Source organism: Alishewanella sp. BS5-314 (assembly GCF_025377695.1).
GTDB classification, from domain to species: Bacteria; Pseudomonadota; Gammaproteobacteria; order Enterobacterales; family Alteromonadaceae; genus Alishewanella; species Alishewanella aestuarii.
Genome location: NZ_JACEHJ010000003.1, coordinates 1 through 15071, shown reverse-complemented (window position 1 = coordinate 15071; position 15071 = coordinate 1). Strand labels below are relative to the sequence as shown.

The window sequence follows — 15071 nt, the reverse complement described above, 5'->3', positions numbered from 1 at the left end:
TGTCTTAACTGGGCGAATAGTTGCAGGTGTAGACCCGAAACCGGCGATCTAGCCATGAGGCAGGTTGAAGATTGGGTAACACTAATTGGAGGACCGAACCCACTACTGTTGAAAAAGTAGGGGATGACTTGTGGCTTGGAGTGAAAGGCTAATCAAGCTCGGAGATATCTGGTTCTCCTCGAAAGCTATTTAGGTAGCGCCTCGAGCGAATACCACCGGGGGTAGAGCACTGTTTGGGCTAGGGGGTCATCCCGACTTACCAACCCCATGCAAACTCCGAATACCGGTGAGTACTACTCGGGAGACACACGGCGGGTGCTAACGTCCGTCGTGAAAAGGGAAACAACCCAGACCGCCAGCTAAGGTCCCAAGTGATGATTAAGTGGAAAACGATGTGGGAAGGCATAGACAGCTAGGAGGTTGGCTTAGAAGCAGCCACCCTTTAAAGAAAGCGTAATAGCTCACTAGTCGAGTCGGCCCTGCGCGGAAGATGTAACGGGGCTAAAATCATCCACCGAAGCTGCGGATTCACACTATGTGTGAGTGGTAGAGGAGCGTTCTGTAAGCCTGCGAAGGTGTGCCGGGAGGCATGCTGGAGGTATCAGAAGTGCGAATGCTGACATGAGTAACGATAAGGGGAGTGAAAAAACTTCCCCGCCGAAAGACCAAGGGTTCCTATCCCATGCTAATCAGGGTAGGGTGAGTCGGCCCCTAAGGCGAGGCTGAAAGGCGTAGTCGATGGGAAACGGGTTAATATTCCCGTACCGGCCAATACTGCGATGGGGGGACGGAGAAAGCTAGGCAAGCGCGGCGTTGGTAGTCCGCGTGAAAGTGCGTAGGTTGGAGAGGTAGGTAAATCCGCTTCTCTAAGACTGAGACACGAGACGAGTCACTACGGTGACGAAGTTGCTGACGCTCTGCTTCCAGGAAAAGCCTCTAAGCTTCAGGTATTGGTGACCGTACCCTAAACCGACACAGGTGGTCAGGTAGAGCATACCAAGGCGCTTGAGAGAACTCGGCTGAAGGAACTAGGCAAAATAGTACCGTAACTTCGGGAGAAGGTACGCTCTTGTGTGTGAAGGCCTTGCGCTGTAAGCATATGAGAGTCGCAGTGACCAGCTGGCTGCAACTGTTTATTAAAAACACAGCACTCTGCAAACACGTAAGTGGACGTATAGGGTGTGACACCTGCCCGGTGCCGGAAGGTTAATTGATGGGGTTAGCGCAAGCGAAGCTCTTGATCGAAGCCCCGGTAAACGGCGGCCGTAACTATAACGGTCCTAAGGTAGCGAAATTCCTGTCGGGTAAGTTCCGACCTGCACGAATGGTGTAATGATGGCCAGGCTGTCTCCAGCCGAGACTCAGTGAAATTGAAATTGCGGTGAAGATGCCGTATACCCGCGGCTAGACGGAAAGACCCCGTGAACCTTTACTATAGCTTGGCACTGAAACATTGACCCTACATGTGTAGGATAGGTGGGAGGCTTTGAAGCTGGGACGCTAGTCCTGGTGGAGCCGTCCTTGAAATACCACCCTTGTATGTTTGATGTTCTAACGTAGGTCCCTGAATCGGGATTGCGGACAGTGTCTGGTGGGTAGTTTGACTGGGGCGGTCTCCTCCTAAAGCGTAACGGAGGAGCACGAAGGTTGGCTAAGTACGGTCGGACATCGTACGGTTAGTGTAATGGTAGAAGCCAGCTTAACTGCGAGACAGACACGTCGAGCAGGTACGAAAGTAGGTCATAGTGATCCGGTGGTTCTGTATGGAAGGGCCATCGCTCAACGGATAAAAGGTACTCCGGGGATAACAGGCTGATACCGCCCAAGAGTTCATATCGACGGCGGTGTTTGGCACCTCGATGTCGGCTCATCACATCCTGGGGCTGAAGTCGGTCCCAAGGGTATGGCTGTTCGCCATTTAAAGTGGTACGCGAGCTGGGTTTAGAACGTCGTGAGACAGTTCGGTCCCTATCTGCCGTGGGCGTTGGATAATTGAGTGGAGTTGCTCCTAGTACGAGAGGACCGGAGTGAACGAACCGCTGGTGTTCGGGTTGTCATGCCAATGGCACTGCCCGGTAGCTATGTTCGGAACGGATAACCGCTGAAAGCATCTAAGCGGGAAGCCGGCCACAAGATGAGTTATCCCTTACCCCTAGAGGGTACTAAAGGGTCGTTGGAGACCACAACGTTGATAGGTGAGGTGTGGAAGCGCTGCGAGGCGTTGAGCTAACTCATACTAATTGCCCGAGAGGCTTAACCATACAACGCCCAAGATGTTTTAAAGAAAAGAATACAGTGTGCGAACTAGAAGCTTGCTAAGTAATGGCAACGGTTTTTATCAAATCCTATCCTGGATTTGACCCGCAAGCGGGCCGCACTAAAGTGCGTTAAAAACTGTTTCCCGACAGTTTTTTGCCTGGTGGCAATAGCGCTGTGGAACCACCTGATTCCATTCCGAACTCAGAAGTGAAACGCAGCTGCGACGATGGTAGTGTGGCATTCGCCATGCGAGAGTAGTACACCGCCAGGCACCTCATAAAGCCAAAGAGCCCACTCAGTCGAGTGGGCTTTTTGCTTTATCCGCTACGCGGGTGTACTACACTCGCATGGCAGCCACAGCGCTGCGCTGGTTGCATTGTGCAGGCCTTCCTTGGCCTGCATCGCTTCACGACCTGCCTGCGGCAGTCCAACTTCGTTCCTGACGAAGTTGTCGCCATGCTTTATCGCACTTCGACCAAACTGCCTCTGCACAAAGCGCCAAGCTAAACGAGTACACCACACTCAGACTCCGGTACGCCCGCCGTACCGGAGTCATTCTGCGATAGTGATAGACAAGATTAAGCCAAACCCCACCAAAGACTTATCACAGCGAGCGATATCCGTGCCATCAATGACACGCCGCACTACGACTACGCACGCCCTGCACGAAGCGCCAAACTAAACGAGTACACCACACCCAGACTCCGGTACGCCCGCCGTACCGGAGTCATCCTGCGATAGTGATAAAAAGACTAACCAAGGAATACAAGAAGTTACTAACAGAGAGCTAGCTGTCGCCGACTTTGCATAAACGACAAAGATCCGCAGCAGTAACTATTTGCGGATCAAATTGCCATTAAGATCAAAAGTCCATTCGGCAGGGCCAAGCTCTGCAAGCAATGCCGATACCTCTGTTAATGGCCTGGCGGCGATAAATTGCTTTTGGGTATCGAGAAAGATCAGCCATTCACTGGCTTGTTTGGCGATATCCTGTTCATTAAATTGGCTATGCATACCCATATAGACTGGCATGACGCTACGCCAGCCCTGTTCCAGCCGGAAGATGTAACGACTCTGATAGTCGGGATGCAGAAAATTGGCCTGCTCGATCGCATTTAGTTGGCTGCGGTCGAATACCCGGGCGATGGCAACACTGCTGGAGCGTTGCAAATAACCGCGTAATAGCAGCAACTGCTGTGCGCTTGCAGCTTCGTTCTGGTTAGCAGTTAAACTGCTTGCCAGTGGTTCGGCAATCTCCAATGCAAACAGTTGTAACTCGTACTGATCCAGATTCTCACGATAGCGGTTAAATTCATCACAGCTACCAGCTTGCAGAGGGTCACGCGGTTGTAGGCGTTGCCAGTCACCGGCTTGTCGGCTGGCGAACAGGAAATTCTGATATGGCAGCTGCAGTTTGGCCTCGATCGCCGAGCGTAACAGCTGCAAATCCGGTAAACCGGCCTGACGGTAGTCGCGTTGTGATTGGCATGCTTCATATTGCACGCTTAGCACGCTATGAGCTTGCTGCGCTGCCAAGGCGGCCTGGAGCAGGCTGCGCTCGGACTGGCTAAGGTGTTCCAGGCTCGGCTGACTGGTGGCAAGTAACAACGATAACAGACTAAGCATAAGGTCTCCGCAAATTTTCCTGACTGTACCAGCTTTCGGCAGCCAGCCCCACTATTTCTGCGCTGTTTAATGATGTTTGGCGACGCTTTGCTGCATCAGTTTAATAATGGCGGCTTTACCGGCGAGTTGAAACCGCTTGGCAAGCAGTGACCAGGGCTGTCTTTGCCAGCAACGGGCGATAAAGACGGCAGTTGCCAGCGGATCTAACTGTAACCGGTGCTGGTTAAACCAATAGACCAGCAAGGTTGCCACCAGTTCATAAGGTCGTTGCCCGTTGGCAAACAAGCTAAGTTGCTGTCGCTCAAAAGGGCTAAGGATACGCAGTGGCGGTTTAACCAGCTGCAGCATTAATGCAGGTTGCAGATCCGACGGGTATTCGCTGAGCTCCAGATACAGTTGCTGCGAGAAATGTTCAGCCAGACGGCTGACCGTAGCAGTGTCACCCTGTAAGGCTTTACATACCAGTACCGAAGGTTCGGCGCTGGCTTTATCCAGTTGTTGACCGAGGCGGATTGGCAAAAAAGCATTGCGCTGCCAAAAACCTAATAAGCTCGGCGTGGCGCCAAAGCTACTACCAAGATAATGATAACCACGGCGGCTAAGTTCATCACTGACCAATTGCAGTAGCTGGCTACCCAGCCCAAGCTGTTGTAAGCCGGGCACTATGGCGATGCGCATAATGCGCGCTAGTTTTAGGCACGCCAATCCGGGCTCGGCAAGATGAAAGGCCAGACTTTGCGCCAGCAGATGCCCCTGTACCCGCCGCTTGCCCTGATAGATCTGCTCTGCCAGTTCGGCGCTAAACTCGCCTTCGCTGCTAAGCAACATACAGCCAAGTAATTGGCCGTTTTGCTCCAGCGTATACACCGCGAGAGCAGCGTTTTCTAATAACGCCAGTAAATCTTTAACCTGGGTTTGATAGTGGGCAAAGCTGAGCAAAGCAAAGACCTGCTGCAGCTTTTCCGGCTCGACCAGCCAGTCGTGATGTTGATAATGCTTTAACAGCACAGCTTGAGTACTGTCGTATGCAGGCTCGGGCAAGTCCAGTTTTAACAGAAAGCTGTGCCGGATTAACTGCTCCAGCGGATCCTGCGCTTGATAACGGATTGGCTCGGTTAAGCGTAGCTGCCGCCAGTCAGGACATTGTTGCGCTAAATAAGGCTGAAACCTTAACTGAAAACCCCGGCCTGTGCCTTCGTAACCATGCTCGGTGCTGGCAAACACCAAGCGGCTATAGTGATTAACCAGCTGTTGTAATTGCGGGGCCGGCAGGGCTGCAGCTTCATCCACCAGCACCAGATCAGCGACTGGCAGCTCAGCCAATAACTGGTCAATCGCGATAAATTGCAGGACATTTTGCTGCGCTTGCTGGACCTGGTTGGCGAAGTGCGCAAGAGCAACACTGGCCTGAAGCTGGGAGGGGGCCGTGATCAGGATACGCTGTTTTCCCTGCTTAGCCAGCTCTGCTGCGGCCAGCCCCAGTGCAGCCGACTTACCACAGCCGCGATCGGCGGTTAATACCAGCGGGCGACGGCGATGACCTGTTACTACCTTTACAATAGCCGCCACGGCTGTCTGCTGCCCGGCAGTTTTAAAAGGCGGCTGACACTCAGCCGCCACGGCTAGCGGGGGAAAAGTGGGTTGTTGCAGGATCTGAATATCGCCATCCGCTGTAAGTTGGGCGTGCAACAGATTGGCTTGTTGCAAAGTATTGCGCCAAAAAGCAGTAAAGCCTTGCGCGCCGGCCTGCGGCGTCAGTGGGTAGGATAATAACGGCTGATGGTCCGGATTGGGCTGTGCCAGCCAACTGTCGGTAGGCGGTGTCAGCAGCAGCCACAAGCCACCCGCTTTTAGGGCGCCACTGGCAGCGGCGATCTGATCGCCGTTAAAGCCGCTACAGGCGTTAATCACCAGCCAGTCACATTCGGTGCCCAGCAACTGATGCGCTTTCGCCTGCTTAAGCGCTGTGCACTGCTCCGGAGCCTCACTCCCCAGCCACCAACAACGCTCTGGCGCAAACTGCGCCAGCAGTTGTTTGGCAAGGTGCAATAAGGCGGCAGGCTCACCTTGCAGCCATACTGGCAGCCGTACCCGCTGTGCAGCGGCCTGCTGTAACAACTGGCCGAGCTGCTGCAGTCGCATTTAGATCGCTTCCAGCCGGGCATATGCGGTCATCAGCCATTTGCTGCCCAACTGATCAAAGTTGACCTGAATGCGCGATTGCGGGCCGCTGCCTTCGTAATTCAGGACAGTGCCTTCGCCAAATTTTTCATGCAGCACCCGTTGCCCGAGCTTAAAGCCGGTGTTTTCAAAGGCGCTGTGGCTGGCGGCACCGCTAAAGCGGTTATTAACCAGCGGCCGGCTAACCTGCGTGGTTAAACGGATTTCTTCGACACACTCGGCCGGCAACTCGCGTAAGAAGCGCGACGGTTTCGGATATTGTTCCTGGCCGTATAAACGGCGGCTTTGGGCATGGCATAAATACAACTTTTGCATAGCGCGGGTCATGCCGACATAACAAAGGCGTCGCTCTTCCTCCAGCCTAATCGGGTCATCGCCACTTTGCTGGCTGGGGAACAGACCTTCCTCGAGGCCACACACAAATACTAACGGGAATTCCAGACCTTTGGCGGTGTGCAACGTCATCAGCTGCACCGCATCGGAATGCTCTTCCGCCTGATATTCACCCGCTTCCAGCGCCGCCTGAGATAAAAACGCCGACAGCGGGCTCATTTCTTCCAGCAGTGGGCTGTCGAAGTTCTGGCAGGCGGTGATCAGCTCGTTTAAGTTTTCTATACGGGTTTGGGCTTTCTCACCTTTTTCCGCCTGATACATGGCATAGAGCCCGGATTGTTTGATCACATGTTCAGCCTGCTCGTGCAGTGGCAGCTCGGTCAGCTCAGCATCCAACTGGCCAATTAACTGCATAAATTGCGCGATGGCATTCGCCGCACGGCCACTAAGCTGCTTTTCCTGCAACAGTTGCTCTAATGCCTGCCATAGCGTCTGCCCCTGCGCGCGCGCTTGCTGCCGTACTTTATCCAGGGTGGTATCACCGATACCGCGGGCCGGTGTATTGATAATCCGCTCCAGCGCCGCGTCATCCTGACGGTTGTTAATCAGCCGCAGATAAGACAGCGCATCTTTAATTTCCTGCCGTTCATAGAAGCGCAGGCCGCCATAGATACGATAGTGTAAACCATCCTGAATTAACGCCTCTTCCAACACCCGTGACTGGGCGTTATTGCGATACAGAATGGCAGTATCGGTGAGCGGATTACCCTTGTTATGCCAGTCGCGGATACGGCTGACGATAAAGCGGGCTTCATCCAGCTCGTTAAAGGCGGTATACAGCGAAATACTTTCGCCTTCGCTACCGTCGGTCCACAGATCTTTGCCAAGCCGGCTTTGGTTATTGCTGATCACCGCATTGGCAGCTTTCAAAATTGTTGCAGTGGAGCGGTAGTTTTGCTCCAGGCGGATGGTATCCGCCCCGTCAAAATCTTTTAAAAACTGCTGGATATTTTCAACGCGGGCGCCGCGCCAACCGTAGATCGACTGATCATCGTCACCGACAATCATTACCTTAGCACTGCTGCCGGCCAGCAATCGCAGCCACTGGTATTGAATGGCGTTGGTATCCTGAAACTCATCGACCAGAATATGGCGGAAACGCTGCTGATAGTGGCCGCGCACCTCGGCATTCTGCTTTAACAGCTCAAAGCTGCGCAGCAAGATTTCGGCAAAATCGACCAGACCGGCGCGATCACACATTTCCTGATACGCGGCATAGATCTTAATCATTTGCGCCAGGCTGTAATCACCACCGGCGTCCAGCATACCCGGGCGTTGGCCTTCATCTTTACGGGCATTGATAAACCACTGCAGCTGTTTGGCTGGCCAGTGCTTTTCATCCAGATTCAGCGCTTTTAATACCCGCTTCACCAGCCGTAACTGGTCGTCAGAATCGATGATCTGAAAGCCTTGCGGTAAACCGGCTTCCTGATAATGGGCGCGCAGCATACGGTGTGACAGGCCATGAAAGGTACCCATCCACAGATTATTCAGGCTGACGCCAATGGTGCTTTCAATCCGGGCGCGCATTTCCTGCGCCGCTTTATTGGTAAAGGTTACGGCCAGCAAACTGTAGGGCGCAACCCGCTCTACCTGCATTAACCAGGCTAAGCGATGCACCAGCACCCGGGTTTTACCACTACCGGCCCCGGCCAGTACCAGCATATGTTGCGGGGGGGCCGCTACCGCATCGCGTTGTTTATCATTTAGCCCGTCCAGCAGGTAAGAAACATCCATTAGTTGGCCTCGTTTACTTAGTATCGGGGCATTATAACAGCCAGCAGCGGGGCGCCAAGTCAGAGGGGTGATTTAGTGGATAAATAACCAGTTACTATCTTCCTGAGATGTTTTAGAAAGCCTTTATCCAAATAGGGTAATAGGTGTACAGATCGTGCGCCTTGTGAGGGGGGTATTTATATGATAGGTTCAAGTTGTTAGTTTTTTGGCAAATAAAGAATACAAACACCTTGTTGCGTTGGCCAACTAAAATGGTATGAATGGAAATTTAAAGGAGTAAATTAATGCAAGGTTTAAATGGATGGCAGAGAATCTACTTTGTCATCGTTGTTACCTGGCTAAGTTATTTGGCTTATATTGCATATTCCCAGTTTACTGTTGCCGAAAGCAGCATTGCTGAACTACAAGCAACAGTAGAGCGTTATCAAAAGGCGCAGCAAGATACGATAGTCTCTGATGATGGAGGGGTATTTGAACAAATTCTTGTTGGTTCACCTTTAAGCCCGGAACAATGGTTGGCTCACTACCAAGCGCAACTTACTCAAGTTACCGAGGCTAAGCGACAAAATCTGATTTTTATCTTGGTATTAGCGACATTACCACCGCTATTAATCTATCTGATACTCAGCTGGATTGTGGCCGGTTTTCGTCAACATAAACCACGTGCTAGTTAGCATCCAGAAGGGCGGCAAGCTGTGCCAGCGCTGTCAGGCGCAGATGCGGCAGGATAGTGACCGGCTGCTGTAGGTGATCCAACCAGGCGGCCTGGCAACCGGCATTTAGCGCGCCCATCACATCGGCACGGTGGCTGTCGCCGATATGCAGAATATGCTGTGGCGCGGTTTGTAACCGGTTGGCGGCGGTAAGAAATAAATCGGCGTAGGGTTTCATTCGGCCATCCGGGCCGGCTTGCAGACTAAACTCAAATAACTCGCCTAAGCCCATTTTCTGAATACAGGCATTGCCATTGGTGATCGCAACCAGTTGATAACGGCTGGCCAGCGCCGTTAGCAGCGCTTTGACTTCCGGCTTGATCTTGATATTGGTGCGTTCCTGCCAGAATGCGGTATAAGCCAGTTCGGCAATCTCGCCTGCCTCACACTGGCTTAAGCCTAAACTGACTAAGCCGGCTTCAATACCCAGTAGACGCCAACGGCCTAAATCATGGCGGATCTCCGGTGTGGCCTTAGCCAGTAAACGGCGCTGCTGCCACCAAAAATCACTGTCGTAACCGCGGGTGATCGGGGCATGCTGTGCCAGACTGTGCAGCATGGCAGCTTCGGCGGCGGCAATTACTGGTTTATTGTCGTACAGGGTATCGTCTAAATCGAAAGACAATACCGAAATAGGTTGTAAGGCTTTAAATAATTGCATTATTTCTTCCTGGCCCTTGGATGGGCGCTATCATAAACCTTGGCCAGATGCTGAAAATCCAGGTGGGTATACACCTGGGTGGTGCTGAGATTGGCATGGCCCAATAGCTCTTGTACGCCGCGCAGGTCGCCACTGGATTGCAATAAGTGGCTGGCAAAAGAGTGACGTAGCATATGCGGATGTAACTGTTGCCCCAAGCCTTGTTGTTTAGCCCAGTGTAAAACCCGTTCTCTGACCTGGCGCGGTGAAATACGCTGCCGCTCGATACTTAAGAACAGTGCCTGTTGATCGGCGGCTGGCGTATCTGCATCTAACAGCGCCGGGCGCTGCACCAGCCATTCGCGCAGCGCCGAGCGCGCCATCCGGCCAACCGGTAACTGGCGTTGCTTATTGCCCTTACCGGTAACCCGCACTAAGGCTTCGCTCAGTTGTAAATCCGGCAAATTCAGTGCAACCAGCTCGGTCAGCCGCAAGCCGGAAGAATAAAACAGCTCCAGCATCGCTTTATCGCGGCAGGCCAGAATATCGTCGTGGCTGTCAAAGCTCAGCAACTGGCTGATTTGTTCAATTTCCAGCTGTTTGGGCAGGGTTTTGTCCGGTTTTGGCAGCTTGAGATAATCGGCCGGGTTCTGGCTTAACCACTGCTGGCTGATACCGTAGCGGTAAAAACTGCGCAGTGCTGAGGCCGCCAGACTCAGTGAGCGGGCACTGAGGCCGCTTTTGCGGAAGCGTAAAAACTGTCGTTGCAATTGTTGTTCACTGAGCACAAACCAGCTGGCTGCTTCAGCATGCAGCGCAAGGCCCAGTTTTGTCAGTTGCTGCTGATAGCTGCTCAGCGTTTGCGGGCTATAGCCACGTTCGTGCTTCAGGTAGTTGAGAAACTGCTGCACCGGTTCAGCCCAGTGCAGCGGTAGCTCAGGCGTTGACATAAGCAGGCAGCACCAGTGCCAGTAAGGTCACCAGGTGGCGCAGGAATAAGACATCCATCTCGGGCTGGAAATGATCATCCAGCTCGCTGCCAAAGGCCAGGATCGCCAGTGGCGTGTCTTGCTGGTCAATCCGCAGCAAGGCCACTGAATGCACCTTGGCCGGGAAGATATCATGCTGTTCTTCTTTATTCAGCCGGCCCAGATATACCGGCTGTTGTTGCAGACGACGGCTTAGCAGCAGCTGATAAGGGCTCAGATCCGCACCTGGCTGTTCCAGCCCGAGCAAACGGCAATATTTCACCTGCGGCATAGCATCGGCAAAGGCCTGTAATGCCTGTTGCACATCAGTGAGGCTCTTGGCCTGATGCACCGCGATATGCAAGGCATTTAACGCCAGAAAAATATGTTCGTTCTGGCGGGCTACCGACATTAAACGGGTAATATCTTCCTGTAACAGGTGGATTTTTTCGCGTTGCAGCTCCAGCTGGCGCTCGACCAGCGATACGGTGCCGCGTTGCTGATGCGGCAGGCGCAACAATGGCAGCAGCTCCGGATAATGCTGGAAGAAGTCCGGGTGTTGTTGCAGATAATCAGCCACTACCGAAGCAGCAACCAGTTCCTGGCTTTTTATCAGGGTGTCGGTCATAACGTCAATTGTCCATCAAAAACATGTTCAGCCGGGCCGGTCATTTTTACCGGTTGGCCAGGTCCATTCCAGCGGATCTGCAGGCTACCGCCCGGTAAATCCACCCGTACTTGTTGCGCGAGTTTCTTTTGTAACTGGCCAACCACCACTGCCGCGCAGGCACCGGTGCCACAGGCCAGCGTTTCGCCGGCTCCGCGCTCCCATACCCGCAGTTTAATATGCTGCGGATTGAGCACCTGCATAAAGCCGATATTGGCTTTTTCCGGAAACCGCTCGTGCAACTCCAGCTCCGGTCCCAGGGTACGCACAGGCGCCGTATCGAGATCCGGCACGTCCAGCACCGCATGCGGATTACCCATCGACACCACACCGCAGAATACGGTTTGCTGTTCGCTCAGTAAAATATAGGTCGCTTCCTGCTTTTGTGCTTTAAAAGGCACCCGCGCCGGTTCCAGTTGTGGTACGCCCATATTGACGGTCACCTGACCATCCTGCTCGACATAAAGCGTGATCTTGCCAGACTTGGTGCTGACATTGATCTTGGTTTTATTGGTCAGGCCACGGTAGCGCACAAATTTCGCAAAGCAACGGGCACCATTGCCGCATTGCTCAACCTCGGAGCCGTCGGCATTAAAAATGCGGTAGTGAAAGTCCAGATCCGGATCATAAGGCGGTTCGACCATTAACAGCTGATCAAAACCAATGCCGAAATTGCGATCGGCCAGCTGCTTGATCTGCTCCTTGGTCAGGAAAATGTTCTGGCTGACGGCATCTACCATCATAAAATCATTGCCCAGACCGTGCATCTTGCTGAAGTTAAGTAACATAGCGCCCTTAAGATTAACTGCTGATCACCTGCTCACCACGCCACAGATCCTGCCATTGTTCACGCTGGCGGATCAGATGACAGTGCTGGCCGTCTACCATCACTTCAGCGGCGCGCGGCCGGCTGTTGTAGTTAGAACTCATGGTAAAACCATAGGCGCCAGCAGAGCGAACTGCCAGTAAATCACCTTCGGCAATCGCCAATTCCCGATCTTTACCGAGGAAGTCGCCGGTTTCGCACACCGGGCCCACCACATCATAGTTTTGTCGTGGCAAGCTGTTATTCAGTACCACCGGCACGATATTCATCCAGGCGCTGTACAAAGCCGGCCGGATTAAATCATTCATCGCTGCATCAACAATGGCAAAGTGCTTTTCCTGACCAGGCTTTAAAAACTCGACTTTAGTCAGCAGGATACCGGCATTGGCCATAATGGCCCGGCCCGGCTCCATAATCAGCTCCAGCTGTGGATAGGCTTTTAAACGTTCCACCACCTTGCTGATATAGTCGGCCGGCGACGGTGGCACCTCCTGATCATAGGTCACGCCCAGGCCGCCACCGATATCGATATGCTTCAGCTCAATACCATCCGCTTTCAGGGCTTCAATCAGGGCCAGCAGTTTTTCCAGCGCATCAAGGAAGGGTTGGGTTTCGGTCAGTTGTGAACCGATGTGGCAGTCGACACCGACCAGTTCGATATGGCTCAATTCACGTGCCGCGCGGTAAATATCCGCTGCCAGCAGGATATCAATGCCAAATTTATTGGCTTTTAGCCCGGTAGAGATATAAGGATGGGTTTTGGCATCGATATCCGGGTTAACCCGCAGTGACACAGGTGCTTTTTTGCCCAGCGCTTTGGCAACGTCCTGTAAGCGGTGCAGCTCGCTGACCGATTCGACGTTAAAACACTTAATTCCCAATTGCAGCGCAAAATGCATTTCTTCGGCAGTTTTACCGACACCAGAGAACACCACCTTCGCCGGATCGCCACCGGCGGCAATCACCCGGCGCAGTTCACCGCCGGATACCAAATCAAAGCCACTGCCCAGGCGGGCCAGCAGGTTCAATACCGCCAGGTTGCTGTTGGCTTTCACCGCATAACAGACCAGACTGTGCGGATGCGCCGCCGCGGCATCGGCAAAGGCACGGTAATGGCGCTCTATGGTGGCGCGGGAATAAACATAGGTCGGTGTACCATATTGGCTGGCGATATCGGCCAGGGCCACCTGTTCGGCAAATAAGCTATTGCCCTGATAACTAAAGTAATCCAATCTGCTTACCCCTGTGATTCAGTGTCTTCGGTAATCTTTTGCGGTGGCGGCGCTGCCACTTCCGGCTCGGCCTGTGGTAAGGTAAGCGGACCTTTCTGACCACAAGCACTAAGCAATACTGTGGCCAGCAACGCGCCGGTTAACAGGCGCAGTAAGCGCGAAATTCGCTGAGCGTGCATGGTTTTTATTTCATTAATTAATCGACGCTCTATAATCGCATCCTTAGCAGTAAAAGCAAACAGGTGAAGCAGATGAATGACCTAGAATATGAGGAATTAACGGATCAGTTACTACTGGCCGTCGAAGAGAGCATAGAGCGGCAGGAGCTTGATCTGGATTACGAGTCGAACGGTGGCTTGTTAGCGATCACCTTTGCCGACCGCAGTAAAATCATTATCAACAAGCAGCCACCACTGCAGCAGGTTTGGGTTGCGACCAAGTTTAACGGCCACCATTTTGAACTGCGTAATGGCCAGTGGATTGATAACCGCAGCGGTAGCGAATTCTGGCAACTGATTAATGATGCGGCCAGTAAGCAAGCCGGTTATCCGATTGCGTTGGGTACAGCATAATGGCGTTACTTCCTTTTGTTGATGTGAAACCACAGGGCGAAACGAAAGCCGTAGTCGTCTGGTTGCATGGCCTGGGGGATTCCGGCCATGGTTTTGCGCCCATAGTGCCGGAGCTACGGTTACCGGCAGCGGCCGGTATCCGCTTTATTTTCCCACATGCGCCGGAAATGCCGGTTACCGTCAATGGCGGCATGCGGATGCGCGCCTGGTACGATATTAAAACCATGGACTTAACCAATCGCGCCGACGAAGAAGGGGTGCGGCAATCGGCTGCAGCCGTGACCGCCTTACTGGACAAGCTGATTGCCGATGGCATCCCGAGTGAGCGCATTGTACTGGCTGGTTTTAGCCAGGGTGGCGTCATTACGCTACATTTATTACCGCGCTTACCCTATAAGCTGGCCGGTTTTATTGCCTTATCCACCTATATGGCCTGCCCGGACAAGCTGAGTGCTGAAATGTTGAGCCATAACAAAGCGACTCCGGTATTTATCGGGCATGGTACTCAGGACCCGGTGGTACCGCTGGCCGCGGGTCAGCAAGCGTATCAAACCTTTAAAGCGGCTGGCTTTAAAGTCAGTTGGCAGGATTACCGGATGCCGCACAGTGTTTGCGCGCAGGAAATTGATGAAATCAGCCGCTTTTTACAAAGCCGGCTGCTGCAACATGCTGAGGAGCTCTGATGCAGAGGATCCGTATTGCAACCCGGAAAAGCGCGCTGGCGCTGTGGCAGGCTGAGTTTGTAAAAGCCGAATTATTAAAGCACCACCCGGAGTTAACAGTAGAGCTGGTGCCGATGTCGACCCAGGGCGATAAGATTCTCGATACGCCACTGGCCAAAATTGGCGGTAAAGGCTTGTTTGTGAAAGAGCTGGAAACCGCGATGCTGGAAGACCGTGCCGATATCGCGGTGCACAGTATGAAAGACGTACCGGTGGAGTTCCCGGATGGGTTGATGCTCAGCACCATTTGCGAGCGTGAAGATCCGCGCGATGCCTTTGTCTCCAATCAATTCCGCTCTATTGCCGAGTTACCGCGAGGTGCGGTCGTCGGTACTTCCAGTCTGCGCCGGCAATGTCAGTTAAAAGCGCAACGCCCCGATTTACAGGTACGGGACTTGCGCGGCAATGTGAATACCCGTCTGGCCAAGCTGGATAACGGTGAGTTCGCGGCCATTATTCTGGCGGCGGCCGGCTTGCTGCGGCTGGGTTTTGCTGAGCGCATCGCGGGCTATCTGCCGGTAGATCAGAGTTTTAC

General features: G+C 53.2%; 13 protein-coding genes and 2 rRNA genes. 6 read left to right on the top strand and 9 right to left on the bottom strand.

Features of this window, described 5'->3' with window-relative positions; genetic code table 11:
- A 23S ribosomal RNA gene (locus H1D31_RS17315) occupies positions 1-2261 on the top strand; the annotation flags it as partial.
- 154 nt (positions 2262-2415) lie between these two features.
- A 5S ribosomal RNA gene (gene rrf, locus H1D31_RS17310) occupies positions 2416-2530 on the top strand.
- A gap of 563 nt (positions 2531-3093) precedes the next feature.
- Here rrf and H1D31_RS17305 read toward each other — a convergent pair.
- The 3 genes from H1D31_RS17305 to uvrD form a co-directional block, all read right to left on the bottom strand.
- Positions 3094-3885 (bottom strand): hypothetical protein, encoded by a 792-nt coding sequence (locus H1D31_RS17305; protein ID WP_261260054.1) that lies wholly within the window; start codon positions 3883-3885, stop codon positions 3094-3096.
- Positions 3886-3951: 66 nt separating this feature from the next.
- Positions 3952-6027, bottom strand: a complete 2076-nt coding sequence (locus H1D31_RS17300) for a GNAT family N-acetyltransferase (protein WP_261260056.1) — start codon at positions 6025-6027, stop codon at positions 3952-3954.
- Entirely contained in the window at positions 6028-8196 is a 2169-nt protein-coding gene (gene uvrD, locus H1D31_RS17295; RefSeq protein ID WP_261260058.1) for a DNA helicase II, read from the bottom strand.
- Between the two features lie 284 nt (positions 8197-8480).
- Between uvrD and H1D31_RS17290 the strand changes: the two genes are divergently transcribed.
- On the top strand, positions 8481-8870 hold the full coding sequence (locus tag H1D31_RS17290; RefSeq protein WP_261260060.1) for a hypothetical protein: 390 nt from the start codon (positions 8481-8483) through the stop codon (positions 8868-8870).
- On the opposite strand, the gene H1D31_RS17285 is transcribed toward H1D31_RS17290, so the two are convergent.
- From H1D31_RS17285 to lptM, 6 genes are read right to left on the bottom strand one after another with little or no spacing between them, the layout of a single operon-like run.
- Positions 8863-9570, bottom strand: a complete 708-nt coding sequence (locus H1D31_RS17285) for an HAD-IA family hydrolase (protein WP_261260063.1) — start codon at positions 9568-9570, stop codon at positions 8863-8865. The two genes, H1D31_RS17290 and H1D31_RS17285, sit on opposite strands and share 8 nt — an antisense overlap.
- On the bottom strand, positions 9570-10499 hold the full coding sequence (gene xerC, locus H1D31_RS17280) for a tyrosine recombinase XerC (protein ID WP_261260064.1): 930 nt from the start codon (positions 10497-10499) through the stop codon (positions 9570-9572). The genes H1D31_RS17285 and xerC overlap by 1 nt, the downstream gene beginning before the upstream one ends.
- The gene (locus H1D31_RS17275) at positions 10486-11145 is read right to left on the bottom strand and encodes a DUF484 family protein (protein WP_008950641.1); all 660 of its coding nucleotides are present in this window, start codon (positions 11143-11145) and stop codon (positions 10486-10488) included. The genes xerC and H1D31_RS17275 overlap by 14 nt, the downstream gene beginning before the upstream one ends.
- Entirely contained in the window at positions 11142-11972 is an 831-nt protein-coding gene (gene dapF, locus H1D31_RS17270) for a diaminopimelate epimerase (RefSeq protein WP_008609793.1), read from the bottom strand. The genes H1D31_RS17275 and dapF overlap by 4 nt, the downstream gene beginning before the upstream one ends.
- A gap of 13 nt (positions 11973-11985) precedes the next feature.
- The gene (lysA, locus tag H1D31_RS17265) at positions 11986-13242 is read right to left on the bottom strand and encodes a diaminopimelate decarboxylase (RefSeq protein WP_008609792.1); all 1257 of its coding nucleotides are present in this window, start codon (positions 13240-13242) and stop codon (positions 11986-11988) included.
- Between the two features lie 5 nt (positions 13243-13247).
- Positions 13248-13421, bottom strand: a complete 174-nt coding sequence (gene lptM, locus H1D31_RS17260; protein WP_008609791.1) for an LPS translocon maturation chaperone LptM — start codon at positions 13419-13421, stop codon at positions 13248-13250.
- A gap of 72 nt (positions 13422-13493) precedes the next feature.
- Between lptM and cyaY the strand changes: the two genes are divergently transcribed.
- The 3 genes from cyaY to hemC all read left to right on the top strand — a co-directional run.
- Entirely contained in the window at positions 13494-13814 is a 321-nt protein-coding gene (gene cyaY / locus H1D31_RS17255; RefSeq protein ID WP_008950643.1) for an iron donor protein CyaY, read from the top strand.
- Positions 13814-14497: an alpha/beta hydrolase gene (locus H1D31_RS17250; RefSeq protein ID WP_008950644.1), complete on the top strand. Its 684-nt coding sequence runs from the start codon at positions 13814-13816 to the stop codon at positions 14495-14497. The genes cyaY and H1D31_RS17250 overlap by 1 nt, the downstream gene beginning before the upstream one ends.
- The coding region (hemC, locus tag H1D31_RS17245; protein WP_261260115.1) for a hydroxymethylbilane synthase at positions 14497-15071 on the top strand (575 nt) is incomplete at its 3' end. The genes H1D31_RS17250 and hemC, both read left to right, overlap by 1 nt.

Coding starts and splice junctions, on each gene's coding strand:
- H1D31_RS17305 (WP_261260054.1), bottom strand. CDS start 3,885: ATGCTTAGTCTGTTATCGTTGTTACTTGCCACCAGTCAGCCGAGCCTG.
- H1D31_RS17300 (WP_261260056.1), bottom strand. CDS start 6,027: ATGCGACTGCAGCAGCTCGGCCAGTTGTTACAGCAGGCCGCTGCACAG.
- uvrD (WP_261260058.1), bottom strand. CDS start 8,196: ATGGATGTTTCTTACCTGCTGGACGGGCTAAATGATAAACAACGCGAT.
- H1D31_RS17290 (WP_261260060.1), top strand. CDS start 8,481: ATGCAAGGTTTAAATGGATGGCAGAGAATCTACTTTGTCATCGTTGTT.
- H1D31_RS17285 (WP_261260063.1), bottom strand. CDS start 9,570: ATGCAATTATTTAAAGCCTTACAACCTATTTCGGTATTGTCTTTCGAT.
- xerC (WP_261260064.1), bottom strand. CDS start 10,499: ATGTCAACGCCTGAGCTACCGCTGCACTGGGCTGAACCGGTGCAGCAG.
- H1D31_RS17275 (WP_008950641.1), bottom strand. CDS start 11,145: ATGACCGACACCCTGATAAAAAGCCAGGAACTGGTTGCTGCTTCGGTA.
- dapF (WP_008609793.1), bottom strand. CDS start 11,972: ATGTTACTTAACTTCAGCAAGATGCACGGTCTGGGCAATGATTTTATG.
- lptM (WP_008609791.1), bottom strand. CDS start 13,421: ATGCACGCTCAGCGAATTTCGCGCTTACTGCGCCTGTTAACCGGCGCG.
- cyaY (WP_008950643.1), top strand. CDS start 13,494: ATGAATGACCTAGAATATGAGGAATTAACGGATCAGTTACTACTGGCC.
- H1D31_RS17250 (WP_008950644.1), top strand. CDS start 13,814: ATGGCGTTACTTCCTTTTGTTGATGTGAAACCACAGGGCGAAACGAAA.